This window comes from Curvibacter sp. Hmag1.1, assembly GCF_059769165.1.
In genome coordinates, this window is sequence record NZ_JBMBGX010000002.1 from 3579555 (window position 1) to 3604897 (window position 25343).

Annotated in this window: 20 protein-coding genes; 12 read left to right on the plus strand and 8 right to left on the minus strand. The window is 59.2% G+C overall.

Features of this window, described 5'->3' with window-relative positions; translation table 11 throughout:
- Both ppk1 and ACOAP0_RS17385 read left to right on the plus strand, forming a co-directional pair.
- A complete protein-coding gene (gene ppk1, locus ACOAP0_RS17380; protein WP_498377452.1) occupies positions 1-2085 on the plus strand; it encodes a polyphosphate kinase 1 in 2085 nt (694 codons plus the stop codon).
- A 15-nt stretch (positions 2086-2100) separates the two neighbouring features.
- Complete coding sequence (locus tag ACOAP0_RS17385) at positions 2101-2562, plus strand: SixA phosphatase family protein (protein ID WP_313866194.1); 462 nt, start codon at positions 2101-2103, stop codon at positions 2560-2562.
- A gap of 30 nt (positions 2563-2592) precedes the next feature.
- Here the strand turns inward: ACOAP0_RS17385 and ACOAP0_RS17390 are convergent, their stop codons facing one another.
- Entirely contained in the window at positions 2593-3201 is a 609-nt protein-coding gene (locus ACOAP0_RS17390; protein ID WP_498377453.1) for a hypothetical protein, read from the minus strand.
- 171 nt (positions 3202-3372) lie between these two features.
- On the opposite strand from ACOAP0_RS17390, the gene ACOAP0_RS17395 reads away from it, so the two are divergent.
- Positions 3373-5175, plus strand: coding sequence for a GGDEF domain-containing protein (locus tag ACOAP0_RS17395; protein ID WP_498391479.1), 1803 nt, complete (start codon positions 3373-3375; stop codon positions 5173-5175).
- Here the strand turns inward: ACOAP0_RS17395 and ACOAP0_RS17400 are convergent.
- From ACOAP0_RS17400 to ACOAP0_RS17410, 3 genes are all read right to left on the minus strand, one after another.
- The gene (locus tag ACOAP0_RS17400; RefSeq protein ID WP_498377455.1) at positions 5172-6671 is read right to left on the minus strand and encodes a Ppx/GppA phosphatase family protein; all 1500 of its coding nucleotides are present in this window, start codon (positions 6669-6671) and stop codon (positions 5172-5174) included. The genes ACOAP0_RS17395 and ACOAP0_RS17400 overlap by 4 nt on opposite strands.
- 70 nt (positions 6672-6741) lie before the next feature.
- A complete protein-coding gene (locus ACOAP0_RS17405; RefSeq protein WP_498377456.1) occupies positions 6742-7890 on the minus strand; it encodes an ABC transporter substrate-binding protein in 1149 nt (382 codons plus the stop codon).
- A gap of 85 nt (positions 7891-7975) precedes the next feature.
- A complete protein-coding gene (locus tag ACOAP0_RS17410) occupies positions 7976-8470 on the minus strand; it encodes a fasciclin domain-containing protein (RefSeq protein WP_498377457.1) in 495 nt (164 codons plus the stop codon).
- A gap of 197 nt (positions 8471-8667) precedes the next feature.
- Between ACOAP0_RS17410 and pstS the strand changes: the two genes are divergently transcribed.
- From pstS to phoR, 7 genes are all read left to right on the plus strand, one after another.
- Positions 8668-9711 carry a phosphate ABC transporter substrate-binding protein PstS gene (gene pstS / locus ACOAP0_RS17415; protein ID WP_087497074.1) on the plus strand — a complete coding sequence of 348 codons (1044 nt, stop codon included), beginning with the start codon at positions 8668-8670 and terminating at the stop codon, positions 9709-9711.
- A 102-nt stretch (positions 9712-9813) separates the two neighbouring features.
- Positions 9814-10779 (plus strand): phosphate ABC transporter permease subunit PstC, encoded by a 966-nt coding sequence (gene pstC, locus ACOAP0_RS17420; protein ID WP_087497075.1) that lies wholly within the window; start codon positions 9814-9816, stop codon positions 10777-10779.
- On the plus strand, positions 10776-11636 hold the full coding sequence (gene pstA, locus ACOAP0_RS17425; RefSeq protein ID WP_087497076.1) for a phosphate ABC transporter permease PstA: 861 nt from the start codon (positions 10776-10778) through the stop codon (positions 11634-11636). Before pstC ends, pstA begins: the two co-directional genes overlap by 4 nt.
- A gap of 36 nt (positions 11637-11672) precedes the next feature.
- Entirely contained in the window at positions 11673-12452 is a 780-nt protein-coding gene (gene pstB / locus ACOAP0_RS17430; protein ID WP_087497077.1) for a phosphate ABC transporter ATP-binding protein PstB, read from the plus strand.
- Positions 12453-12468: 16 nt separating this feature from the next.
- Positions 12469-13170 carry a phosphate signaling complex protein PhoU gene (phoU, locus tag ACOAP0_RS17435; RefSeq protein WP_087497078.1) on the plus strand — a complete coding sequence of 234 codons (702 nt, stop codon included), beginning with the start codon at positions 12469-12471 and terminating at the stop codon, positions 13168-13170.
- Entirely contained in the window at positions 13167-13904 is a 738-nt protein-coding gene (gene phoB, locus ACOAP0_RS17440; protein WP_087497079.1) for a phosphate regulon transcriptional regulator PhoB, read from the plus strand. Before phoU ends, phoB begins: the two co-directional genes overlap by 4 nt.
- A 17-nt stretch (positions 13905-13921) precedes the next feature.
- Complete coding sequence (gene phoR / locus ACOAP0_RS17445) at positions 13922-15244, plus strand: phosphate regulon sensor histidine kinase PhoR (RefSeq protein ID WP_498391481.1); 1323 nt, start codon at positions 13922-13924, stop codon at positions 15242-15244.
- A gap of 28 nt (positions 15245-15272) precedes the next feature.
- On the opposite strand, the gene ACOAP0_RS17450 is transcribed toward phoR, so the two are convergent.
- From ACOAP0_RS17450 to trxA, 4 genes are all read right to left on the minus strand, one after another.
- Entirely contained in the window at positions 15273-16976 is a 1704-nt protein-coding gene (locus ACOAP0_RS17450) for a hypothetical protein (RefSeq protein ID WP_498377460.1), read from the minus strand.
- A 95-nt stretch (positions 16977-17071) separates the two neighbouring features.
- Positions 17072-17329, minus strand: a complete 258-nt coding sequence (locus tag ACOAP0_RS17455; protein WP_066705893.1) for a type B 50S ribosomal protein L31 — start codon at positions 17327-17329, stop codon at positions 17072-17074.
- Between the two features lie 109 nt (positions 17330-17438).
- The gene (gene rho, locus ACOAP0_RS17460; RefSeq protein ID WP_087497082.1) at positions 17439-18704 is read right to left on the minus strand and encodes a transcription termination factor Rho; all 1266 of its coding nucleotides are present in this window, start codon (positions 18702-18704) and stop codon (positions 17439-17441) included.
- 220 nt (positions 18705-18924) lie between these two features.
- Positions 18925-19257: a thioredoxin TrxA gene (trxA, locus tag ACOAP0_RS17465; RefSeq protein WP_087497083.1), complete on the minus strand. Its 333-nt coding sequence runs from the start codon at positions 19255-19257 to the stop codon at positions 18925-18927.
- A 46-nt stretch (positions 19258-19303) separates the two neighbouring features.
- Between trxA and ACOAP0_RS17470 the strand changes: the two genes are divergently transcribed.
- Positions 19304-21970: a PD-(D/E)XK nuclease family protein gene (locus ACOAP0_RS17470; RefSeq protein ID WP_498391482.1), complete on the plus strand. Its 2667-nt coding sequence runs from the start codon at positions 19304-19306 to the stop codon at positions 21968-21970.
- Positions 21967-25335: a UvrD-helicase domain-containing protein gene (locus ACOAP0_RS17475; RefSeq protein ID WP_498391483.1), complete on the plus strand. Its 3369-nt coding sequence runs from the start codon at positions 21967-21969 to the stop codon at positions 25333-25335. The genes ACOAP0_RS17470 and ACOAP0_RS17475 overlap by 4 nt, the downstream gene beginning before the upstream one ends.
- The last annotated feature ends 8 nt before the right edge of the window (positions 25336-25343 follow it).

The following is a 25343-nucleotide window of genomic DNA, read 5'->3' on the forward strand; positions in this document are numbered from 1 at the left end:
ATGTGGACCTCTTTTCAGGATCGCTCCTCCATTGCAGACCCTCGTCTGTTGGACCGCGACCTTAGTCTTTTAGCTTTCAACGAGCGCGTGCTGGACTGGGCGGTGCGTGAAGACGTGCCGCTGATGGAGCGCCTGCGTTTCCTGTGCATTGTCTCCAGCAACCTCGACGAGTTCTTTGAAGTCCGCGCAGAACCGCATTTGAGCGCCGCACGTGCCCGCGACGAAAAAGGCCAGTACTCGGTGGCCAGCTTTGACCGTTTGGCTGACTCGCTGCACAAGCTGGTGAGCCGCCAGTACACGCTGTACAACGAACAACTGATGCCGGCCTTCGAGGCACAAGGCATCCGCATCATGTCGCACGGCGAGCGCAATGCGGCGCAGCGTGCTTGGGTGAAGCAGTACTTTGAAAAAGAAGTGCGCCCCTTGCTGATCCCGGTGGGGCTGGACCCTTCGCACCCCTTTCCGCAGGTAGCCAACAAATCGCTCAACTTCATTGTGCGTTTGACCGGCAAAGACGCCTTCGGTCGCGAAAACGAAATCGCGATTGTGAAAGTACCGCGGGTATTGCCGCGCCTTATCCGCATGCCTGACAAGGTGGCGGGGGCCAAGGCCTCGTTTGTGTCACTTTCCAGCGTCATCCGTGCGCACTTGGCCGAGCTCTTTACCGGACGGGAGGTCTGGCAGTTTTCGCAATTCCGCGTGACGCGGCATTCTGATCTGGCGGTGGACGAGGACGACGTGCAGAACCTGCGCATGGCGCTGCGTCAAGGACTGGAGCACCGGCACTACGGGCAGGCTGTTCGCCTGGAGGTGTCTGCAGGTTGTTCCGAGCACCTTGCAGACTTTTTGCTGAAGCAGTTTGAGTTGCCAGCCAAGGCGCTTTACAGGGTACATGGCCCGGTGAACCTGGTGCGCTTGACGCAGTTGATTGACCTGGCTGAACGTCCCGATTTGTGCTTCGCACCGTACAAGCCTAACTTTCCGGTTCAGATGCATCCTGGGCGTTCCATCTTTGAGCAGCTCAAAGAGCGGGACATCCTGATTCACCAACCATATGAAAGCTTCGATGGTGTGCTGTCTTTCCTGCGCGAAGCGGTGAACGACCCCAAGGTGCTCGCCATCAAGCAAACCATCTACCGCACGGGCTCAGATTCCGAGCTGATGGAGTTGCTGCGGGAGGCCGTGCGCCGCGGCAAAGAGGTGACAGTGGTGGTGGAGCTCAAAGCCCGCTTTGACGAAGAAGCCAACATCAACTGGGCGGAGATGCTCGAGTCCATTGGCGCCCAAGTGGTGTACGGGGTGGTGGGCCTCAAAACCCACGCGAAGATGATGCTGATCACCCGCCGTGAGGGTAAAAACCTCAAGCGCTATGGACACTTGTCCACCGGTAACTACAACCCGCGCACGGCGCGTCTGTACACCGACATCAGCCACCTGACTGCCGATACCTCCATCACCACCGATATGGAGCATGTGTTCGTGCACATGGCCAGTCAGAGCAAGCTGCCGCGTTTGTCCAAACTGTGGATGGCCCCTTTCCATTTGCACCGCAACACGATTGCCAAGATCGACGTGCTGGGCCGTGCCGCAGCGGCCGGGAAAGACGCTCGCATCGTGGCGAAGATGAACTCGCTGACGGACGAGGCACTGGTCCGAAGCCTGATCGCTGCCGGTCAGCAGGGTGTCAAGATTGACGTCATCGTGCGGGGCGCCTGCATTCTCCCGGCGCAAGTGCCGGGCTACACCGACAACATCCGGGTCCGCTCGGTCATTGGCCGGTTGTTGGAGCACTCACGGGTGTTTTACTTCCGTATCGATGCCGTGGACGAGCTGTACCTCTCGAGTGCAGACTGGATGAACCGCAACATGGTGCGCCGTGTAGAAGTGGCGTGGCCGGTCACGGATGAAGGCTTGCGGCAACGCTTGGTCGATGAATGCCTTGTGGCCTATTTGCATGACGGCGTGGACGCCTGGGACATGCACGCGGACGGGCTGTACTACCGCAATGGCTCGGTGGAGCAGGGCAACGCCCATAGCGCTCAAAAAGCGCTGATGGACCGCTACGGCCGCTTCGAGAAACGCTGAGGGGGGAACCAAGGCATGGACCTGATTTTGTGGCGGCACGCAGAGGCCATAGACCTTGATCTGGTCGGTGACGACATGCTGCGCTCACTGACCAGCAAAGGCGAAAAGCAAGCTGCTCGCATGGCAGCATGGCTGGACCGGCAACTGCCGGATGGCGCGAGGATCTGGGCCAGCCCGGCAACCCGCACCGAGCAAACGGCCATGGCTTTGCAGCGCAAGTACAAGACGCACTCTTCCTTGGCGCCGCTCAGCAATGTGGATGATTTATTGCGCTTGGTGCAGTGGCCCAATGCCAAAGGATGTGTGGTGGTGGTCGGCCACCAACCGACATTGGGGCAGACGATTTCCCGTCTGCTGGGTTTGAACGAGAGCGAGTGCGCCGTGAAGAAGGGCGCACTCTGGTGGCTGCGCCACCGGGAGCGCGACGGCGTCGGGCAAACGGTGGTGGTGACGGTGCAGTCACCCGAGGTGCTGTGACCCCGTCAGCGCACTCAGCAAAGGCCTGAATCAGGCCTTTTTGCCTTTGGCAGGGCGGCCGGTTTTCAGGCTGGGCACTGCGGAAAGGGCAGCCTTGAAACCTGCGTCGCCCAGGGCGGCGATGGCTTTCATGCCGGCGCGGATCAGTTCGGTCTTCTTGACCGGGCTGCCCAGCTTGGCGGCACGCATTTTCAACACATCCAGCACGTCATATTCATTCTTGGGGATGGTGAAGCTGTCACGAACCATTTTGGGTTTCTTCGCTTTTTCCACTTTTGGGGTGGCCGCCTTGGCTGCTGGCTTTGCCACAGGTTTGGTCACTGGCTTTGCAACAGGCTTGGCAGCTTTAGCGGCCGGCTTGGTAGTGACTTTGGCAGCTACTGGCGTCGTAGCTGGTTTAGCGGCAGCTTTGGGTGCTGCCTTTGCAACGGCCTGTGGGGCCGCTTTGGCGGGAGCTTTTGCAGCGGGCTTTGCAGCTACTTTCTTGACAGGCTTGGTCGCAGGTTTGGCGATGTCTTTTTTAGCAGGCTTGCTTGGCACTGCTTTGGCTACCGGCTTCGCTGCAGTTTTTGCAGGTGCAGCACTTTGCTCAGCAGTAACTGTGGGGGTGATAGTTGGATTTTGTTCGGTAGTTGTCATGCAGGGAACTCCTTTGCTAAACGGTATATACAGTTTATACCGTTTCACGTTTTGTGTGAATGAAAGCACCCGGGATTCAACATGAATCGGGCAGGGATGAAGAGGTTTTGTCACTTCACTGTCATTCATCGGCGGGAAAATCGCGGCCCCTACGTCGTTTGGAAGCTCGCCATGCAGTCAACCCAGTTGCGTTTGGTCAAGGGCAACATGCCTACCAACAGCGGGCCAAGACCCCTGGAGGCAATACTGCAACGCAATGCGTTGTACCCCGTTTTCCAACCCATCATTAAATTGGATGATGGGGCTGTTTATGCACATGAGGCTCTGATCCGTGGGCCTCAAGGCAGTGCTCTGCACACTCCGGACAAGTTGTTGATTGCCGCGGTCCAGGAAGGTCTTTCCTATGAACTGGAGACCGCCTGTGTTGCTGCAACCCTGAGCAGCTGGGGGCGCCTCAAAACCGCGGGACGCTTGTTTGTGAACATCAGTGCCGAGGCGCTGATCAAGGCCTTTGATTCGCGTGGGCGCGAAGGCTTGCTGCTTTGGATTCAGGATTTCCATGTGATCCCCCGCATGCTGGTGTTGGAGATTACCGAGCACGAGCGTGTGGAGAACATGGATCGTCTGGCCGAGGTGGTGAATGAGGTCCGGTCTGCGGGCTTGTCTCTCGCCTTGGATGATTTCGGTGATGGCCGTTCCAGCTTGCGTCTTTGGTCCCAGATCAAGCCGGAGGTAGTGAAGATTGACAAGTACTTCACCCGCAACATCAGCGCCCATGGTGACAAGCTCAAAACCATCCAAGCGCTGCAGCAAATTGCCAACATCTTTGGTACCGCCCTGGTCGCGGAGGGCATTGAAACCGCCGAAGACTTGCGGGTGCTGCGAGACGTGGGCATTGAGTACGGCCAAGGCTATTTTCTGGGGCGCCCTGAGGGGAGTCCGCTACAAACTTTGCCGGAAGAGCCCCGGCGTGTATTGGCAGAGCGTCAGGTGGTAGTACTGCCGGAGCTGGGCCGCATTTCGCAGGGTGGGCATTTGCGCAGCCTGTCGCTGCTGAAGGCGCCTACCGTGACGCCCGACACCAACAATGACACGCTGGCACGGATATTTTTGGAAAACCCGGTTTTGCATGCGGTGGCAGTGCTGCAGGGCGAGCGTCCTGTGGGCATTATCAACAGGGCACAGTTCATGAACGAATACACCAAGCTGTATTACCGCGAGGTGTGGGGCCGCAAACCCTGTGTGGTGCACGCCAACCCTGAGCCCCGCCTGATTGAGCGGGAACACAGCGTGGATGAGCTGGTGGGCATTTTGACCTCACAGGATCAGCGCTACCTGAGTGATGGTTTTATTGCTACAGAGAACGGTCGCTATGTGGGCTTGGGCACCGGAGACCAGCTGGTGCGCTCGGTGACCGAGACGCGCATTGAAGCCGCCCGGCACGCCAATCCACTCACGTTTTTGCCGGGAAATATTCCCATCACCCAGCATATCGAACGCCTTCTCAAGAAGCAGGCGTGCTTTGTGGCTTGTTACGCGGATTTGAATCACTTCAAGCCTTACAACGACTATTACGGCTATTGGCGGGGCGACGAGATGATTCGTCTGCTTGCCCGTATCGCCATGGAGCAATGTGATTCCCAGCGGGATTTCCTGGGGCACGTGGGGGGCGATGACTTTATTTTGTTGTTCCAGAGTACCGACTGGCGTGAACGCTGCGAACGTCTGGTGGCCGAGTTTGCCGAGCGGGCCCGCGCCCTGTTTGACGACAAAGCGCGTGCGGCGGGGGGCATCGAAGCCGAGGACAGGCACGGGGTACGACGGTTTTTCCCATGTACCACTTTGTCCATCGGTGCTGTGGTGGTTGACGGTCAGCACTTCACCCGTGCGGAGGACGTGGCCAACCTGGCCGCCATGGCCAAGCACGAGGCCAAACTGTCCACTACCGGTTTACACGAAACAGTGCTGGCCTAGATTCCGCTGATGTGCAGAGTCCATGGCGTTTTCTGCCATGCGAGCTCTTCTTCCCGCAACAGGTGGGCACTTTGCGGGTAAGCAGTCGCCCAAGCCGTACGGCAATTCAAATGCACCTCGTGGCTGCCTGCAGGTCCGGCTGCCAGGGTCATGCCCTTGAGGTCCGGGTCGCGTCGTGCGTGGCACAGAATCACTGCCAAGCGCAGGCAAATCAGTTGCAGCACCAAATCATCCTGGGTGAGCACCGGTTCCAGTTTGCGCAGCTTGCCGCGGTGCCCCAGCACCAGCAGGCTCAGGCGGTGCATCTCTGACAGCGAGAAGCCGGCAGCATCTGCGTTATCCAGAATGTAGGCCCCATGCTTGTGATAGTCGCTGTGCGAGATATGGCTGCCGATTTCGTGCAGTTCCGCAGCCCAGGCCAATTTGCGCAGCAGCCGCTCCGGTTCCGCCGCTTCGTAGGTGCCAAGTACCTGTTGCAGCAATTGGGTAGCGACCTTGCCCACGCGAGCGCCGTGGGTAGTATCGATACTGAATTTGGCAGCCAGCCGTTGCACACTCTTGGCACGCAAGTCGCCGTAGTCGCGAGCGCCGCCAGTCAAGTCGCAGATCAGGCCGTGGCGCAAACCACCGGTCGCTTGTTGCATTTCTGAAATGCCCAAGAGGCTGAAAATGGCCCGCATCACGCTCAGGCCACCGCCAATGATGGCGCGGCGGTCTTCGCGCATGCCGGCGATACGCAGGCGGTCCGCACTTTGCGCGCTTACCAGTCGCTCCAGCAGCCAGTCCAAGCCCTCCTGGGTTAGTACGCCTTCAGGCCAGCCGGCGGCCACCAGCACATCGCCAATGGCGCCCACGGTGCCTGCGGAACCGTATGCGGTGTCCCACAGGTCCGGGTGGTAGGCATCGAATGCTTCGTCCAATACTGCTTTGGCGGCGACTTCGGCAATCTCAAATGCTTTGCGGGAGAAGGTGCCGTCCGGGAAGTAGCGTTTGGACCACGCAATGCTGCCCACGCGGTAGGACTCCATGGTGCCAGGCACCAGGCCTTGTCCCAGAATGAGTTCGGTGGAGCGGCCTCCCACATCAATGACCAGTCGGCGTTCATCGCTGGCGGGTAGCATGTGTGCCACGCCTTGGTAAATCAGACGGGCTTCTTCCCGGCCGGAGATCACGTCGATCGGAAAACCCAGCACGGCGTTGGCTTTTTCCAGGAACACGTCGCGGTTGCGGGCTTCACGCAAGGTTTGGGTGGCAACGGCTTTGACTTCGTGCGGCTTGAAGCCCGCCAAACGCTCCCCGAAACGCGCTAAGCATTCCCATCCGGCCTGCATGGCGGCCGGGGTGAGGTTGCGCTCTTCGTCGAGCCCGCCCCCTTGGCGCACGGTTTCTTTCAGGTATTCGGTGCGCTGGAATTCGCCGTGGTCCACCCGTCCGATTTCGAGCCTGAAGCTGTTGGAGCCCAAGTCCACTGCAGCCAGGCGGTTTCCGTTGTTCATGAATAAGTCAGGTGAAAAGATTAATCGGCGTGGTGTGCATGGTACCCCTGCACAAAGCGGGGGTAGAAATTCAGCCCACTATTTTGCCGTCTGCGCCCAACATGCTTTGGGTGACGAGGACACCGGTGCGTTTGCGGGTGTCCGGGTTCAGTCGCAAACCCGCGAGTTCCAGGGGTTGGCGTTTGGCAAAGGCCTGAAACACATTGGGGCGGTTCAGGCTGCCTTCTACCGTCTGGAGCATCTCAGCACAGTAGCGTGCCGACACAAAGCCGGCCAGGCTTTGGGCGGTGGGCGGCTCGTCATACAGGCGGCCCAGCACTTCGCGGTAGTTGCGCACGATGGGCAGGTTACTGTTCACGGCCGGCACACTCTGGGTGGCGATCACGGGGGTGAAGCGTGACACGCCAAATTGCTGCAAAGCGACCACATTCACATCCGACATGGCAACGATGTAGCGCTGAGCGGCCTGCTTTTCGATAACTTGGGCGAATTGGGCCAGTTCCGGCGTGCCGCCCAGAAAAATCAGGATGCGCGGGCTTTGGGCATTGAGAGTGGTGGCCAAGCTGTCCAGGGTGGTCGTGGGCGCGTAGGTGCGGACCTTGAGTTTGAGCTCGGCGGCGGCACGCTCCACGTCTTCGCGGTAGGTGGCCAATTCCGAGGTGCTGCCATATACGGCGCCTACTTCCTGCACGCCCATGACAGAGAGCGACTTGATGGCGTAGGCAATCTGCTCCTGCCGTGTGGCAAAAATGCTGAAGGTGTTATCGGCGCCATCACCGGGGTTGTGCAGCCAAGGCGCTACGTGGGGTAAATCGGGCAGTTCCCGTCGCAGAACAGCAGCTAACTGGGCAGCCACTTTGTCGCCCACAGTGCCGACGGCAGCGACGCATTCGTTCATGCCCTTGAGCGCGTCCGCCACGCCCCGCAAGGACTTGGCGCTGCCATCCACTTCCAGCACCATGTGACGCACCGCCTTGTTGCGGATACCCCCGCGCGCATTCAGGTCCTGCCAGGCAGCGCGGGATCCGACCAGAAAGTCCCGGGAAACGTCGATTTGTGAGGCTGACACGTCCACCACTTGCACAACCACGGGGCCATTGGAAGCGGAAGCTGCCTTGTTGCCCTGCGCAAAAGCGGCAGGCGCTGCAAGGGAAGAACTGCCCAGGGTAATTTGGGCGAGCAGGGAGCGGCGGGTCAGGCGGTACGACGTCTGGAACATGTAGTAATTGGATTGCTATAAAAAGAATAGCTGCTGGCGCACGTTCTATGTGCGCCAGCAGCTCATTTGCTTGTTGCTTAAAGACTTATTTCGCCGGCGGCAACAACACGGTGTCGACCACGTGCACCACGCCGTTGGTGGCAAGCAGGTCAGCGTCGGTCACGGCAGCGTTCTCTACGGTGACAAAAGTTCCGGCCTTGGAAACTGCGAGAACTGCGCCATTCAGCGATTTCACATTGCTGTTTTTGATGTCCGCAGCAGCCAGCTTGCCCGGCACCACGTGGAATGTCAGTACGGCCTTGAGTTTTTCAGGGTTGGCGGCCAGTTCGTCCAGGGTTTTGGCTGGCACAGCCTTGAATGCGTCGTTGCTGGGCGCAAACACGGTGAATGGGCCCGCGCCTTTGAGCGCTTCTGTAAGTCCGGCTTTGGACACCAGGGAGTTCAGGGTGCTCAGAGAAGGGGTGCGGGCGATGGTGTCAGCCACGCTGACGGGCTGGGACACGGTGGCGCAACCGCTCAAGCCGGCCAGGACAGTGGCTGCGACGATGAGTGTGCGGCGGGAGAGGTCGAATACGGACATGGCGGGCTCCAAGGTTGAAAACCGCAGAGCGTAAGTATCTTTTGCGTCAGTTTTGTGACAAAAGTTTGAAAATCGGGCTTGGCGAAGCTCCTTTGTTTGCCCCTTTGCATTGGATGCGCTTCGTCACATACTTGTCATAAAAGATTCTTAAAGTTCAACCTGTTCGAATTTTCCAACCCTACGTCTAAAGGCTTCCCATGACATTGACATTTCAACGCATCGCCTTGGCTGCCGGAGTAAGTGCTGCTCTGGCTGCTTCCGGTTTCGCCTCTGCTCAGGAAATCACCGGTGCAGGCGCTTCTTTCCCTGCACCCATCTATTCCAAGTGGGCTTCTGACTACAACAAGGCCACTGGCGTGAAGGTGAACTACCAGTCCATCGGCTCCGGTGGTGGTATCAAACAAATCGACTCCAAGACCGTGGATTTCGGCGCCTCTGACGCTCCCTTGACTGACGACGTTTTGAAATCCAAGGGTCAAATGCAGTTCCCCACCGTTTTGGGTGGTGTGGTTCCCGTGATTAACGTGAAGGGCATCGAACCCGGCACCCTGAAGCTCAACGGCCAAGTGTTGGGCGATATCTACTTGGGCAAAGTGGCCAAGTGGAATGATCCTGCTATCAAGGCTTTGAACCCCAGCTTGAATCTGCCAGACGCTCCTATCGCCCAAGTGCGCCGTGCGGATGGTTCCGGTACCACCTTCATCTTCACCAACTACTTGAGCAAAGTGAACGCCGAGTGGAAGTCCAAAGTGGGTGAAGGTACAGCGGTGAACTGGCCTGTAGGCGCAGGTGGCAAGGGCAACGAAGGTGTGGCTGCATTCGTGGCACGCCTGCCCAATTCCATGGGTTACGTGGAGTACTCCTACGTCAAGCAAAACAAGCTGAACTACGCCATCATGCAAAACGCTGCCGGCAACTTTGTGAAGCCTGAAGATGACACTTTCAAGGCAGCGGCTGCAGGTGCTGACTGGACCAAGACGTTCTACCAGATTCTGACCAATCAGCCCGGCAAGGATGCATGGCCTATCAGCGGCGCTACCTTCATCTTGATGCACCTGAAACAAGACAAGCCAGCTAACGCTTCTGAGACCCTCAAGTTCTTCAACTGGGCTTACACCAACGGTGCCAAGGCTGCTGAAGATTTGGATTACGTGCCTATGCCTCCAGCTGTGGTTGCCGCCATCCAGAAGTCCTGGGGCGAAATCAAGGATGGCGCTGGCAAGCCCATCGCTTTCAAGTAAGCAGCTGTTGAATTGACACTGACGGAGGAAATCCCCATGTCATCTACACTCGTCCATGGGGATTCCCCGAGTCAGAACACTGTTCAACAATCTTCCCGCGTCATGACAAAACCACCCCCGATGAAACGTGCCCGTTCAGGGCCCCTGGCTGACCGCATGTTCGGTTGGGCGGCCAAGGCCTCCGCTCTAGTCACCCTGGTCCTGCTGGTGTCCATTTTGGTTACTCTGACCATGAGCGCCTGGCCGGCGATCAGCAAGTACGGACTCTCCTTTTTGACCAGCACCACTTGGGACCCTGTACAAGAGGATTTCGGTGGCTTGGTCATGATCTACGGCACCTTGGCAACTTCGTTGATCGCACTTTTGATTGCGGTCCCCGTCAGCTTCGGTATTGCTTTGTTTTTGACAGAGTTGTCACCCGCGTGGCTCAAGCGTCCCTTGGGCACTGCCATTGAATTGTTGGCTGCCGTACCGTCCATCGTGTATGGCATGTGGGGGCTTTTGGTGTTCGGCCCGGTGTTGGCCACCTATGTGCAGCAACCCATTCAAGCCTGGACGGCTGGCGTGCCCTATATCGGCGCATTTTTCTCCGGCCCGCCAGTAGGTATCGGCATTTTGTCGGCCGGCATTATTCTGGCCATCATGATCATTCCCTTCATTGCATCCGTCATGCGTGATGTGTTTGAAGTGACCCCACCCATGCTCAAAGAGTCCGCTTACGGTCTGGGAGCCACAACCTGGGAAGTCGTGTCCAAGGTCGTTTTGCCATACACCAAGACTGGTGTCATTGGCGGCATCATGTTGGGCTTGGGGCGTGCCATTGGCGAAACCATGGCAGTGACCTTTGTGATCGGCAACTTCAACCAACTGGATTCGCTCAGCCTGTTCCAGGCAGCCAACAGCATTACCTCTGCACTGGCCAATGAATTCGCCGAAGCCGGTGAAGGCTTGCACCAAGCTTCATTGATGTACTTGGGTCTGGTGCTGTTTTTTATCACCTTTGTGATTCTCTCTTTGTCCAAGCTTCTGCTGGCGCAATTGCGCAAGTCGGAAGGAGCCAAGTCATGAGCGCAACTTTGTCTGAAATCCGCACCGCGCGCTTTGCGTATCGCAAGCGTGTCAACGTTGTCGCAACGGCTCTGGCCTTGGCTGCCATGGCTTTCGGCTTGTTCTGGCTGTTCTGGATCCTGTGGGAAACCGTCCGCCTGGGACTGGGTGGCTTGTCGATCGCTACCCTGACGCAAATGACTCCGCCGCCCAATGAGGCCGGTGGTTTGGCCAACGCCATCTACGGATCTTTGTTGATGGTGGTTCTGGCTACTTGCGTAGGCACTCCTATCGGCGTGATGGCAGGCATTTACCTGGTCGAGTTCGACAGCAAGAGCTGGCTGGCAGCCACAGTACGTTTTGTCAATGACATCCTCTTGTCTGCGCCCTCTATCGTGGTCGGCTTGTTTGTCTATGCCGTGGTGGTATCGCGGTTCAAGTCATTCTCCGGCTACGCAGGCATTCTGGCCTTGTCCCTGATCGTGATCCCGGTCGTGATCCGCACCACGGAAAACATGCTCCAGTTGGTTCCAGCAGGTTTGCGTGAAGCGGCCTATGCATTGGGCGCGCCCAAGTGGAAAGTGATTCTGAGCATCACCCTGAAGTCGGCCCGTGCCGGTGTGATTACCGGTGTGTTGTTGGCGGTCGCCCGCATTGCCGGCGAAACAGCGCCCTTGTTGTTCACGGCGCTGAGCAACCAGTTCTGGACGTCTTCCTTGAGCGAGCCCATGGCCAGCCTCCCGGTGACCATCTTCAAGTTCGCCATGAGCCCCTATGAAAACTGGCAACAGCTGGCTTGGGCAGGCGTGTTCCTGATCACCCTGGCTGTTTTGGGACTGAACATTCTGGCGCGGGTGCTGACCCGCTCCAAAGCCTGATGCGCACCGCGCACTGACGTTTAAAGGATTACCTGTATGTTGAACACACCTAGCGCCCCCACCAAGTCCAAGATTTCTGTCAAGGACCTGAACTTCTACTACGGCAAGTTCCACGCCCTCAAGGGCATCAACATGGAGATCCCGGAGAAGCGCGTGACCGCCTTCATCGGCCCCTCCGGTTGCGGCAAGTCCACTTTGTTGCGCATTTTCAACCGCATGTTTGAGCTCTACCCCGAGCAGCGCGCGGAAGGCCAGATCCTGTTGGACGGCCAGAACCTGCTAACCAGCAAGGAAGACGTGGCCTTGCTGCGTGCCAAGGTGGGTATGGTGTTCCAGAAGCCCACACCGTTCCCGATGTCCATTTACGACAACATCGCCTTCGGCGTGAAGTTGTTCGAAAACCTCAGCTCCACCGACATGGAAGAGCGCGTGGAATGGGCCTTGCGCAAGTCCGCGCTGTGGACTGAAGTGAAAGACAAGTTGCACCAAAGCGGCTCCAGCCTCTCGGGCGGTCAGCAGCAACGTTTGTGCATTGCCCGCGGCATTGCGATCAAGCCGGAGGTTTTGTTGCTCGACGAACCTTGCTCTGCGTTGGATCCTATCTCTACTGCCAAGGTGGAAGAGCTGATTGTGGAATTGAAGAACGATTACACCGTGGTGATCGTGACCCACAACATGCAGCAAGCGGCTCGTTGCAGCGACTACACCGCTTACATGTACTTGGGCGATCTGGTCGAGTTCGGTCCTACAGAACAAATGTTCTTCAAGCCGACCCGCAAAGAAACAGAAGACTACATTACAGGCCGCTTCGGCTAAGCAAGGAGAGGACCCCATGCCAGATAAACACCTATCAACCCAGTTCGACAGCGAACTGACCTCGGTTTCGTCGCAAGTGATGGAGCTGGGTGGATTGGTTGAATCCCAGATCCGCCAGGCAATCTACGCACTGTCGCAGTTCAGCGTGGAAGTGGCTGACGAAGTCACAGCCCGCGAAGCCCGCGTGAACGCCATGGAACTGGAAATCGATCGTGATCTCTCCAGCATCATCGCCCGCCGCCAACCGACTGCCCGCGATCTGCGTTTGTTGATTGCCATCTCCAAGACCACCGCCAACCTTGAGCGTGTGGGGGATGAAGCGGAGAAGATCGCCCGCATGGTGCGTTCCATCATTCACAGTGGCGCACCCCGTTCATTGCCTTCCTTGGAGCTGCGCGTCGCCGCCGACCTGGCCTCCGGTTTGTTGAACAAGGCGCTGGATGCGTTTGCCCGCTTGGATGTGAACGCTGCAGTGTCTATTCTCAAAGAAGACGACTTGATCGATGCCGAGTTTGATGGCTTCGTGCGCAAGCTGGTGACCTACATGATGGAAGACCCACGCATGATTTCCCCCAGCTTGGACTTGTTGTTCCTGGCCAAGGCGATCGAGCGTATCGGCGATCACTCCAAGAACATCGCCGAGTTCATCATCTACGTGGTCAAGGGTGAAGATGTGCGTCACTCGACCATGGAAAAAATCGAGTCTGTCGTCAAATGAAAACCATGCCCGCCGTTCTGGTGGTCGAAGATGAATCGGCCATTGCTGAGTTGATTGCAGTGAATCTTAGGCATAACGGGTTCCGGCCTCGTTGGGCTATGGACAGTGACTCTGCGCAGCGTGAGATCGATGCGGGCGTGCCTGATTTGATCCTTCTGGACTGGATGTTGCCCGGCGAAAGCGGCTTGACCTTGGCCAAGCGCTGGCGCTCTGATCCAAGGACCAAAGAGGTCCCCATCATCATGCTCACAGCCCGTGGGGATGAGGCGGATCGGGTTGCCGGCTTGGACGCAGGGGCGGATGATTACATTGCGAAACCGTTTTCCACGAAGGAGTTGCTGGCCCGTGTACGCGCAGTCTTGCGCCGCCGTACGCCGGAGAGCACCGGCGAAGCGCTGACTATCGCCGGCTTGACGCTGGACCCCGCCACTCATCGCGTGTCTTTCGAAGAAACGGCCCTCAAGCTGGGACCTACAGAATTCAAGCTGTTGCATTACCTTATGGGACATGCTGAGCGGGTACATAGCCGGGCGCAACTGCTTGACAACGTCTGGGGCGATCATGTCTACATCGAAGAGCGAACTGTGGACGTGCACGTCAAACGTTTACGTGAAGCTTTGGCGCATGCCGGTTCAATGGTGGAGACGGTGCGCGGTGCAGGCTATCGCTTGACGGCAAAGCCCGCCATTCCGGTTCAAACTGTTGTGCAGACTGCTGCCCGGGCGAGCGCCTGAGCGATTACAGTTCACGAATGTTTTTTCGAGTTCTGTCGTTCCTGCTTTTGCAGGCGCTGGGGGGTGTCCTCGGCTATCTGCTTGCCGGTCAGTATTCTCCCGTCTGGGGTGCTGTGGTCGGCATTCTCGTGGGCAGTTTTCTCTGGTTATTGATCGATGCGGTGCGTGGTGCAAAGCTCATGCGCTGGCTGCAGTCGGGCAAGTCCACGGAGTTGACCCTCGGGTATGGCTTCTGGAGTGAGGTGGCAGACCGCACGCGCCGTCAGATGCGTTCCCGCGAGCGTCGCGTGGCCGAAGGTGAAACCAAGCTCCAGGATTTTTTGGCTGCGCTGCAAGCCTCTCCGAACGGTGTTGTTCTGCTGGATGCAAATGGTCGCATCGAATGGTTTAACCAGATGGCAGGGCAGCACTTCGGCTTTGATGCTCGTCGTGACATGCTTCAGCATTTCGGGAATCTGGTTCGCGACCCTGGTTTCGCTACCTATTATTCCGGTCAAGATTTCTCACAAGGCCTGGTGATGCCGGGCCGCGAAAGCACAGGTTCGAAGCCTGTGCGTTTGTCTGTGCACCTACATCCCTACGGGGAGGGGTGCAACCTCTTGCTGTCCCGTGACATTACGGCCCTGGAACAGGCCGAGGCCATGCGCAGGGATTTCGTGGCCAATGTGTCTCACGAAATCCGTACGCCCTTGACGGTGCTCGCTGGTTTTGTTGAAACCCTCCAGACGCTTCCCCTGGATGAGTCTGAGCGGCAGAGCTACTTGAATTTGATGTCCCAGCAAGCGACCCGCATGCAGAGCTTGGTCAACGATTTGTTGACGCTTTCCCGCTTGGAGGGGAGCCCTGCGCCTTCAGGCTCAGATCTCGTGGACATGGTGCAGCTGTTGCAGCAGTGCAAGCAGGAAGCCCATAACCTGTCGTCGTTGGTCTGGGGCAAGCCTCAGGACATTCAGTTTCTGGTGTCGGATGCCGTGGCGGTCACCGGTTCACCGTCTGAATTGCACAGTGCGGTATTCAATTTGATCGGCAATGCCATCCGTTACACACCGGCAGATAAGAGTATCCGGGTCCATTGGCATAAAACGGCTGAAGGCGAAGGCGAACTATCGGTCCAAGATACGGGGCCGGGAATCGCGCCTGAACATATACCTCGCTTGACCGAGCGGTTTTATCGGGTCGACAGAAGCCGCTCGAGGGATACGGGAGGGACGGGGCTGGGTCTTGCTATTGTCAAACACGTGGCACAGCGCCATGGTGCTGAATTGCTGATTGAAAGCATTCCCGGACGGGGCTCTACCTTCACCCTGCGGTTCAGGGCGGCACGCGTCCGCCCTCAATAGGTCCTAGGTTCGCCAAGGTTCCGGTCGTTTAGCGGCGCTTCATGATCCAGAACATTTCCGAGTTGGCCACAGGGTGCTGCACCAAAGTGTGCGGTGCCCATACTGATCGGTCGACGATGGATGCAATTTCGGAGTTTGCTCCTGGTTCTGTCAGCAGCCATTCGCATGCTGCGGCTTCAGTGGCAGGGCGCAGATTGAGCTGACCGTACCACTGGAGCGCCGCAATTTGCGCGGTATCGAGGTTCAGTACTTGGGCACATTGGTCACGGGCAACAATTTGTGTTGCTTGCCGCACCATGGTGCGCGCGCTTTGCGCATAGTCCAGCAAGGGCATCCACAAGGTCATCAACAATAGCCAGCATAGCGACGCCCCGCTAGCGGGAAGCACCAGGCTTTTCCAGATCGCTGCGCGATGACGTCCTGCCCGCCAACGAACCAACCATCCCCAGGCCAAAGTGGCACCCAATGCAAACAAGAAGGGCAGTATCTGGAAGCTCGCCTCATAGCCCGGTGCCAAGCGGGCCACGTTCGCTGCCGGTTGCGGCGGGGTGCCGGTTTGCATCGCAATCCAAACGACCCAGATAATCACTCCACACCCTGTAAAGAACAACAACGTGAACCAGTCGATCAATGCCGCAACTTGTCTGCGTAGGGTAGGCAATGCAAAGGCAGCCATGGCAGAGAAAGCGGGGAGTGCCAATAGCAAAGTCCGATCCGGAGCTCCTGAGAGCAGCATGGTGCCTACGCTGGTCACGATAAACCAGGATGGCAACGAGAGGTGCCGGCTGATGTTCAGATTGAACAACTGCTTGCGCCAACGCCAGACACTGTAAAGCGCCAAGGGCCAGGCAGGCCATGTGAACCAGAGGAGTAATTGAATGTGTCCATTCCAATAGGCCCAAGTCAGGGCGGGCCACTCCACCTTCCAACTCCAAAGTCCCAGCTTCCAAGCAAAGACGGCAGTGATGACGGAGACCGTCGCGAGGCCTATGGCTTCGAGGGTGATGTAGCTTTTGACTGCGTCATTTCCTGCACCCGTGCGTTTGTCCATGGCGTGAATGCAAGCGCCGCCCATCCCGAACATTAGTGACAGGGCAGGTGCCCCGCTCAAAGCCAAGCCGGCTAGTCCCAAGACTGCACTGACGTAGGGTCCAGTGCGGTGGTAGGGAAGTGCGCTGAGCGCAAAAAACAGGAGCGCGCTGAATCCCAGTTGCGCGAGTGCAGGTGTGGTTTCGTGTCCGAGTTGCGCCAGACCCAGGGATGCCAAAAATGCCAATAGGCCTCCATCTGCCATGGCTCGCGCATAGTCGGTAGGTTTGGCTTCTCCGCCGAACGCGAAAGCGACTGGCTGGGCTGCAGGAGTGCGCGCGAGGTAATAGCTGCCGTACCAAGTTCCGACAAAAGCCAATGTCAACAAGAGCGCAAAGGGAACCCGAACCCAGAAGTCTGCCGGCCATCCTGCTGGTGTCCAATTCAAGACCAAGGCTCCAATCCAGTAAGGGAGGAGTGCAGGGAAATCCGGCTTGATGCCGAGTAGCGTCGGGTGGATCCAGGATGCGTCCCCGCGTGCGAGCGCTGCCATGAATCCCAGGGCGCTTAAGTCGGCTGTCCGCCATGCATCACGACCGATAAAGCCTGCACCGACAAAGGCCAGACACAACAGAATCAGTGCGGGACGCGGGAGGCGCCTGACAGAGGCTTGCGCAACGATGGCGGGGTTCGGTAGGTTCACGCGGATCAGTGGGGAAACAGGTTTAAATCAAAAAAAAAGCAGCCCGGGATTCCGTGCTGCTTTTATACCAACCCAGGCCGGAGCCTGAACTGAGATTACTTCGCTGCGGTCTTGCCGAAACGGTTGCGGAATTTTTCCACGCGTCCGCCCATGTTGTCCACCGACTTTTGCGTGCCGGTGTAGAAAGGGTGGGATTCGCTGGTGGTATCCAACTTGAAGAGTGGCAGCTCGCGGCCGTCTTCCATCTTGATCATTTCCTTGGTGTTTGCGCAAGAACGTGTCACGAACTTGAAACCGTTGGACATGTCCTGGAAGCAAACTTCGCGGTAGTTGGGGTGAATGCCTTCTTTCATACTCTTCTCCATCAGTTGCGCTAGCCGCGCCGGTCCTTGCGCAAACCCTGCGCAATATAAAAACTCGGCGTACTTGTCGCGAAAACCCTAAATTATAGCTTAGTCCGAATCAGCCGCCCCGACGCATCATGTCGAAGAACTCGCTGTTGTTCTTGGTGGCACGCATTTGCTTGAGCACCATTTCCATGGATTCGATTTCGTCCATGTTGTAGAGGAACTGTCGCAGGATGCGGGTCTTTTGCAGAATTTCCGGCTGCAACAGCAATTCTTCGCGGCGGGTACCACTGCGGTTCAGCTGGATAGAAGGGAAAATCCGCTTTTCGTACAGGCGACGGTCCAAATGCACTTCGCTGTTGCCGGTGCCCTTGAACTCTTCAAAAATCACTTCGTCCATACGGCTGCCGGTATCCACCAGTGCGGTCGCAATGATGGTGAGTGAGCCGCCTTCTTCGACGTTACGGGCCGCACCCAGGAATCGTTTGGGGCGCTGCAACGCATTCGCATCCACACCACCGGTCAACACTTTTCCGGAAGATGGAACCACGTTGTTGTAGGCCCGGGCCAGGCGGGTGATGGAGTCCAGCAAGATCACCACGTCTTTTTTGAGTTCTACCAAGCGCTTCGCTCGCTCGATCACCATTTCGGCCACGTGCACGTGACGTGCTGCGGGTTCATCGAAGGTGGAGGCAATCACCTCGCCTTTGACGGTGCGCTGCATTTCGGTCACTTCTTCGGGGCGCTCATCGACTAGCAGCACCATCATGTGGCTGTCGGGGTAGTTGGCAGAAATCGCATGGGCGATGTGCTGCATCATCACGGTCTTGCCACTCTTGGGCGGGGCGACCAGCAGGGCGCGCTGGCCTTTGCCGATAGGGGCAATGATGTCAATGACCCGGCCGGTGATGTTTTCGTCGGTCTTGAGGCCATCTTGCTCCAAGCGCATTTGCACCTTGGGGAACAAGGGGGTCAAGTTTTCAAACATGACCTTGTGCTTGTTGCCTTCAGGCGGTCCGCCGTTTACCTTGTCCAACTTGTTCAGCGCAAAGTAACGCTCACCGTCTTTCGGTGTGCGGACTTCACCTTCAATCATGTCCCCGGTGTGCAGGTTGAAGCGGCGCACCTGGCTGGGGCTGATGTAGATGTCGTCCGTGCTGGCGGTGTAGCTGGTATCGGGGCTACGCAGAAAGCCGAAGCCGTCCGGCAGGATTTCCAGCACGCCGTCGGCAATGATCTGCTCGCCGGCACGGGCCCGTTTCTTGATGATTGCGAACATCAGCTCCTGCTTGCGCATGCGGCCGGTGTTTTCAATCTCAAGTTCTTCGGCTTGCTTGAGCACTTCGGACACGTGCAGTGCTTTGAGTTCGTTTAAATGCATGGAGTGGGTCCCGTCAGGGCGTTAACCGGAAATCGGCAAGGAAACCAGGGTTGGTTCGAAAAATTCAGGGGAGTGGGGGTTGAGGCAAGACCTTGTGCTTGGCCTCGGTGTCCTGAGCCTGATCTGGCTGACCGCCTTCAATCCGGCGGGTGAACACAAATATTATGACAGGAAATTGCGACCGTGCTGCAGTGTCACGGTCGCTGGGGCGAAAGGCGGATCAGGCCAGTTGCTGGTCGATGAAGGCAGTGAGTTGCGCTTTGCTGAGTGCGCCTACCTTGGTAGCAGCCAATTGACCGTCCTTGAACAACATCAATGTGGGGATACCACGGATACCGAACTTGGCTGGAATGTCGCGGTTTTCGTCCACATTCATCTTGGCGATCTGCAACTTGCCCTCGTAGGTAGCAGACACTTCGTCCAGAATGGGCGCGATCATTTTGCAGGGGCCGCACCACTCAGCCCAGTAGTCCACCAGGATGGGTTGCGCAGACTGCAATACATCGGCTTCAAATGTGGCGTCGGTGACGTGTTTGATGAGTTCGCTGGCCATGGAGTTTCCTTTGGAAGAGTGCTAATGCAGCTAAAGTTGCGGCATTGTGACAGAAACCAAGCCCCCCCATGTCGCCCCGCAAACTATCGCTGGCATAGCCAAAAGCGATGCAGCCCGGGGGCTGCGGGCCTTTGCTTATGTGCCCAGTCATCCTGCGATGGCCTTGTGGTCAGCACCCGGCAGTGGGTTGATGGTTCGGCTTCAGCGCTGGATCGCTGATTCCGGCGCCCACCCCGGCCGCACGCTGGTGTTGCTGCCCTATGCCCAACTACTGCCCTTGGCACGCAGGGTGTGGTCGGATCTACATCCGCAAGGTTTTTCTCCCCGGTTTGAAACCACCTCGAATTGGCTGGCATCCTTGTCCGCGCGTAGCCTCCAAGCTACCGATATCAGCCAGGACATGGCACTGGACACGCTGACAGCTCAACATCTGCTGGCCCGGGCAGGCATGGGGGATGAATCTTCACTCGCTGGCCTGCTGGCAGAAGCGGCACAGCAACTCGCACCTTGGGCTGCGGCTGCAGGTCCGCAGGGGCGCGGGGAATGGGCCTCGCAGGCGCGCGTTGCCGTGTCGGTGGGCATGGAAAGCCAAGCGCTTGCTTGGGAGGCCCAGGTTGCCCGGGTTGCTGTGGAGTGGGCGGCGGTGTCTTCCTATTCCACCGATGTGTTGTTTGATAAAGATGTGTTGGAAGCTTGGGATGCCGTCGCTTTGGTGCAAGGGCTGGCCTCCGACCCGGTTTCCGGCGCACTCAAGGCGCACTGGGGCAGCAAGGCGGAGTTGTTTCGGTTGGACGACGCCGAACCCCATGCAGGCACCACGTTGAACCTGGCGTCGGATCATTTGCATCTTCATGCCTGTGCCGATGCCGAAGACGAAGCCCAGCGGGCGGCTGCGTGTGCCATTGGGCATGTGGCGGCTGATCGCTATCCCTTGGCGCTGGTGTCTTCAGACCGTGCACTGACGCGCCGGGTGCGCGCCATGCTGGAGTCTGCAGGTATTGCCATGCGGGATGAGAACGGCTGGAAACTATCGACCAGCCGGGCCGGAGCGGCGCTCATGGCCTTGTTGCGGGCCGCGGTGTGGAATGCCAGCACGGATGCCGTATTGAATGCGTTCAAGCAAGCGCCAGCTTTTGCTGAGGTTCTACAGGCTTTGGAACAAGCTTTGCGCAAAGAGCAGGTGCGCGACTGGCGCCATGTGTCCGGCTGCAAACCCGTCAAGGACTCTGAGGCTTTGAGCGCCATGTGTGTCCGTATCGATCAGGTGCGCACTGAGTTGAGTGGCAGCCGCCCCTTGCCCGCATGGCTGGCACGCATGCAATCGGTATTGCAGACCTGTGGATGGTGGGAGGCCTTGCAGGCCGATGAAGCCGGAGCCATGGCCCTGGAGGTACTACGCATAACGCCACCGGAGCCACAGGTTTGGGCGGAGTACGTGGATGCAGCCTTGTGGGCCGGCACCCGCATGGACTTGAGCGCCTTTTCGTCCTGGGTGAATCAAGTGCTGGAGGCTCACAGCTTCCAACCCGCATATCCCGATGAAGAGCAAGTCGTCATTCTGCCTATGAGCCAGATGCTGGCCCGCCCCTTTGCCGCCGTGGTGTTGGCCGGCTGCGACGAGGTGCGTTTGAATCCGTCCCCAGAGCCGGCAGGCATTTGGACTCCCGCGCAGCGTGCGGCACTGGGCATGCCCTCACGCGCTGAATTGGAGTCCCGTCTGCGCGCATCCTGGCGCCAGGCCTTGCAGGCGCCAGCGGTCGAGGTACTGTGGCGCAGCAGTGACGACACCGGTGAACACATCGCGGCCAGCCCACTGGTGCAATGGTTGCGCCTGCAACCCGGTGTGGCAGAGGCGCTGGCGAGTGATCCACGAACATCCAGGCAGGTCATGCCCGCGACTGTGCTCCCGCCTCAGCCGCACGGTGACCGCATTCCGGTGCGTCAACTATCAGCCAGTGCCTACGAGGATTTGCGCACTTGCCCCTACCGCTTTTTTGCGCTACGGCAACTCGGTCTCAAGACGGTGGACGAGTTGGAGTCCGATGTGGACAAGCGGGACTTCGGGCTCTGGCTGCATGCGGTGCTGCAGGAGTTTCACAGCGCTTTGCAGACAGAGCCTTTGAGCGGGCTTGAGCAGCGCGGCGTTTTGCTGGAAACCTGTGCGAACTCGGTGACCGCATCCATGGGTTTGCCCGATGGAGAGTTTTTGCCCTTCGCCGCAGCTTGGCCTAATGTGCGCGAGGGCTACTTGCAGTGGCTGGAAAAGCACGATGCCCAGGGCTGGACCTATGCCAGTGGCGAGACCGCGCACACCCAGGCTGTGGGCAGCGTCATGCTTATGGGTCGCATAGACCGCACGGACACCGGCACCGATGGAGCGACCATGGTGCTGGACTACAAAACCGAGCCTTCGGCCAAAACCAAAGAGCGGGTCAAGAACCCGCTGGAAGACACCCAGATCGCCTTTTACGCTGCGCTGCTGCCCCACGACACCTTGCAGGCCGCCTACATCAACGTGGGCGAGCGGGACGGGACTATGCCCGTAGAGCAAAAAGACATTGTGTTGGCCCGTGACGCCTTGGTGGAAGGTATTGCCTCTGACATGACCCGCCTGGCGGCCGGAGAGCCCTTGCCGGCGCTGGGGGATGGCGTGGCCTGTGACTACTGCCAGGCGCGTGGCTTGTGCCGCAAAGATTTCTGGAGCCCGTCATGAGTGCCGTGCACGACACCGCCGCTTATGAGGTGAATGGCCGCCACGTTGCACGGGCTGACTTTTATGCCATCGCCTGCGACCCCCGCCGCAGTGTGGCGGTGGAGGCCTGTGCCGGCGCCGGCAAGACCTGGATGCTGGTGTCCCGCATGGTGCGCGCCTTGCTTGACGGCGCAGCGCCGCATGAGATTCTGGCCATCACCTTCACCAAAAAAGCTGCCGGTGAAATGCGCGAGCGCCTCTATGACTGGCTGCGCAGCTATGCCCGGGCCGATGACTCCACCTTGCGCCGCGAACTGCAGTTGCGCGGTGTGCAGGGCGATCCCGGTGCGGAGCAGCTGGCCAAGCTGCGCAGCTTGCATGAGGCTTTGCTGCTTGCCGGCCGGCCGGTGCAGGTGCGCACTTTCCACAGCTGGTTTGCGGCCCTGTTGCGCAGCGCGCCGCTGGGCATGTTGCACCAGCTGGGCTTGCCCACGCAGTACGAGCTGCTGGAGAACGATGCCAAGGCCATCGCCCAGGTCTGGCGCCGCTTTCACACCCGCATTGCCCAAGATGCGGCGGCGCGTGCCGACTACCTGGAGGCGGTGGGTGTATACGGGCGCCACGGCACGCTCAAGGCGCTGGAAGCCGCCATCCACAAGCGCACCGAGTTTGCCCTGGCTGACGAACAGGGCGTGGTCGATGCCTCGGTGCTGCAATTCACGCAGCAGTTTCCGGCCATGGCCAATTGGTCGCAGCCCCAGGACCGTTTGTTCAGCGACGTGGTGCAACAGCTGCTCTGGGCCAGTGCCAAAGCGCTGGGTGCCAGCAGCCTGAAGACCTGCACAGAAGCAGGCTCGGAGCTGGAGAAAGCGCTGACCGCGCGCGATGCCACCGCCATTTTCAAAGCCCTTTTCACCGACAAAGGCACTCCTCGCAAACTGAGCGAAAAGGTCGTCGGAATTGAGACCGTGCGCGAAGCCCAAGCCTTGCTGGCCGAAACCAAAGCCGCCATAGACCAGCACCAGGCCTGGCTGCACCAGCAGCGCATGGCCCGTCTCAGCAGGGGCTTGCTGCAAGACTACGCCGCCCTCAAGCGCGAGCGGGGCTGGATCGACATGGGCGATCTGGAGCAGGCCGCATTGCGCCTGCTTTCGGACGAAGAGATTTCAGGCTGGCTGCAGGAGCGCCTGGATGCGAGGGTCAAGCACTTGCTGATCGACGAGTTTCAGGACACCAACCCCTTGCAATGGCAGGCATTGAGCACCTGGTTGCAGGGCTACAGCGGCGCGGGCAACCGCCCCGGGGTGTTTATTGTGGGCGACCCCAAGCAGAGCATTTACCGCTTCCGCCGTGCCGAGCCCCAAGTCTTCCGCGCGGCCAAAGCGTTTGTGGTGGAGGGCTTGCAAGGCGATGTACTGAGCTGCGACCACACGCGGCGCAATGCGCAGGCCATCATCGGCCTAGTGAACACGGCCATGCTGGGCGCGCAGGATGCCGGCGAGTTTGAAGACTACCGGCCGCACACTTCCGAGTCGGTGGACGCCGGCTCGGTGTGGAAGCTGCCACGCATCGAGCGCACCGCCAAACCCGAAGAAGATGGGTCTGAGGACCTGGTCTGGCGCGACAGCCTGACCACACCTCGCCACGAGTCCGAAGACACCCTCAAAACCCTGGAGTGCCGGCAGGCCGCCCGGTGGTTGGCTGGGCAGCTCAGCGGGCGCGGCGGGCAATTGCGGCCCCAAGACATCATGGTGCTGGCCCGCAAGCGCGAACGCTTGACGCTGATGCAGCAAGAGCTGGCGGCACTGCGCATTCCGGCTCAGCAGCCTGAGAAAAACGAGTTGGGCGAGATGCCCGAAGTGCAAGACCTCGTGGCCTTGCTCGATGTGCTGGTGTCGCCCGCGCACGACCTGTCACTGGCGCGTGCGCTCAAGTCGCCTTTGTTTGGTGCGAGCGATGAAGATCTGGTGGACTTGAGCCTCTTGCACCAGACAGCCCGCCGCCAGGCACGCGCGGCAGACCCCGACGCGCTCGTACCCGGCTGGATGGCGGTGTTGTGTGAGTTCGCCGCCGCCGACCCGGACGTGGAGGGCGGCTTGCCCCTGAGCCAGCGCATGCTGTCGGCAGCCCGGTCCCTCACCCGCTGGCAGGGCTGGGTACAGAGCTTGCCTGTGCACGATGCGCTGAGCGCCATCTATGACGACGGTGACGTATTGGCCCGCTTCGCCGCCGCCAGCCCGGCGGTGCTGCGGGAGAGCGTCTTGGCCAATGTGCGCGCGTTGCTCAATGCCGCCTTGCAGGTGGACGGCGGGCGCTACAGCACCGCCTACACCCTGGTGCGCGCGCTGCGTGCCGGCGGCATTCCCGCGCCGGTGCGGGCCGACGCAGGCGCGGTGCGCCTGCTCACCATCCACGGCGCGAAGGGGCTGGAGGCGCCGCTGGTGATATTGCTGGACACCGATGCCGAAGGCACCCGGCCCGAATCCATGGGGGTGCTCGTGGATTGGCCGGGCGAGGCTGCTTACCCCCGCAAGTTTGTGTTTCTGGCCAGCGAGTCCCGCCCACCTGCCTGTGTGGTGGATACCCTGGCGCTGGAGCAAACCGCCCGCGCGCGGGAGGAACTCAATGCTTTGTATGTAGCGCTCACCCGCACCCAGTCCACCCTGGTGCTCTCCAGCACCGCGCCCCACCGCGAGCGCGAGGGCAGCTGGTGGAAGCGCTTGCAGGAGCTTGCGGCAGACGTTGCGCCTTCCACGGCTCTCGAGGGGGTAGACAGTGCGGAGTCGACCGAATCGGACACTGCTGAGCCCTTCGCTTTGTGGGAGCTCCCCACTGAAGGTTTGAAGAGAAAAGTGCCTCTAGCGCCCATGGAATATGCGCGAGCAGCTCCTGAATTGATAGCGGTGACTGAGCCGGAAAGTCTGGAGTCCCGTATCGGCCAAGCCATGCACCGCTTGCTGGAATGGCTGCCGCTGCGCGAGGGCCAGGTACCAGACGCAGATGCATGGACGCCTGAGCAGTGTGCGCAGGCTGCACGCACTTTTTCGCTCACCGAAGCGCAGATGCAGCAAGCCCAGCGCATGGCGCAAGGCATACTCGGTGGGGAAGGCGCGTGGGCGTGGCGGCGCAGCGCATTGGCGTGGCATGCCAACGAAGTCGCATTGACCCACGGTGGCAGAACGCTGCGCCTGGATCGCTTGGTGCAGCGCCGCGACACTGCAGCTTGGTGGGTGCTTGACTTCAAGTCCTCGGCCAGCCCGCAAGACCAGCCCGAACTGTGCGCCCAACTCCGTGAATACCGCGCCGCGCTGACCCAGATTTATCCGGGGGAGGGTGTGCACACCGCGTTCCTGACGCCGCAAGGCCGCTTGATTGAAATTTTGTGATGGACTCC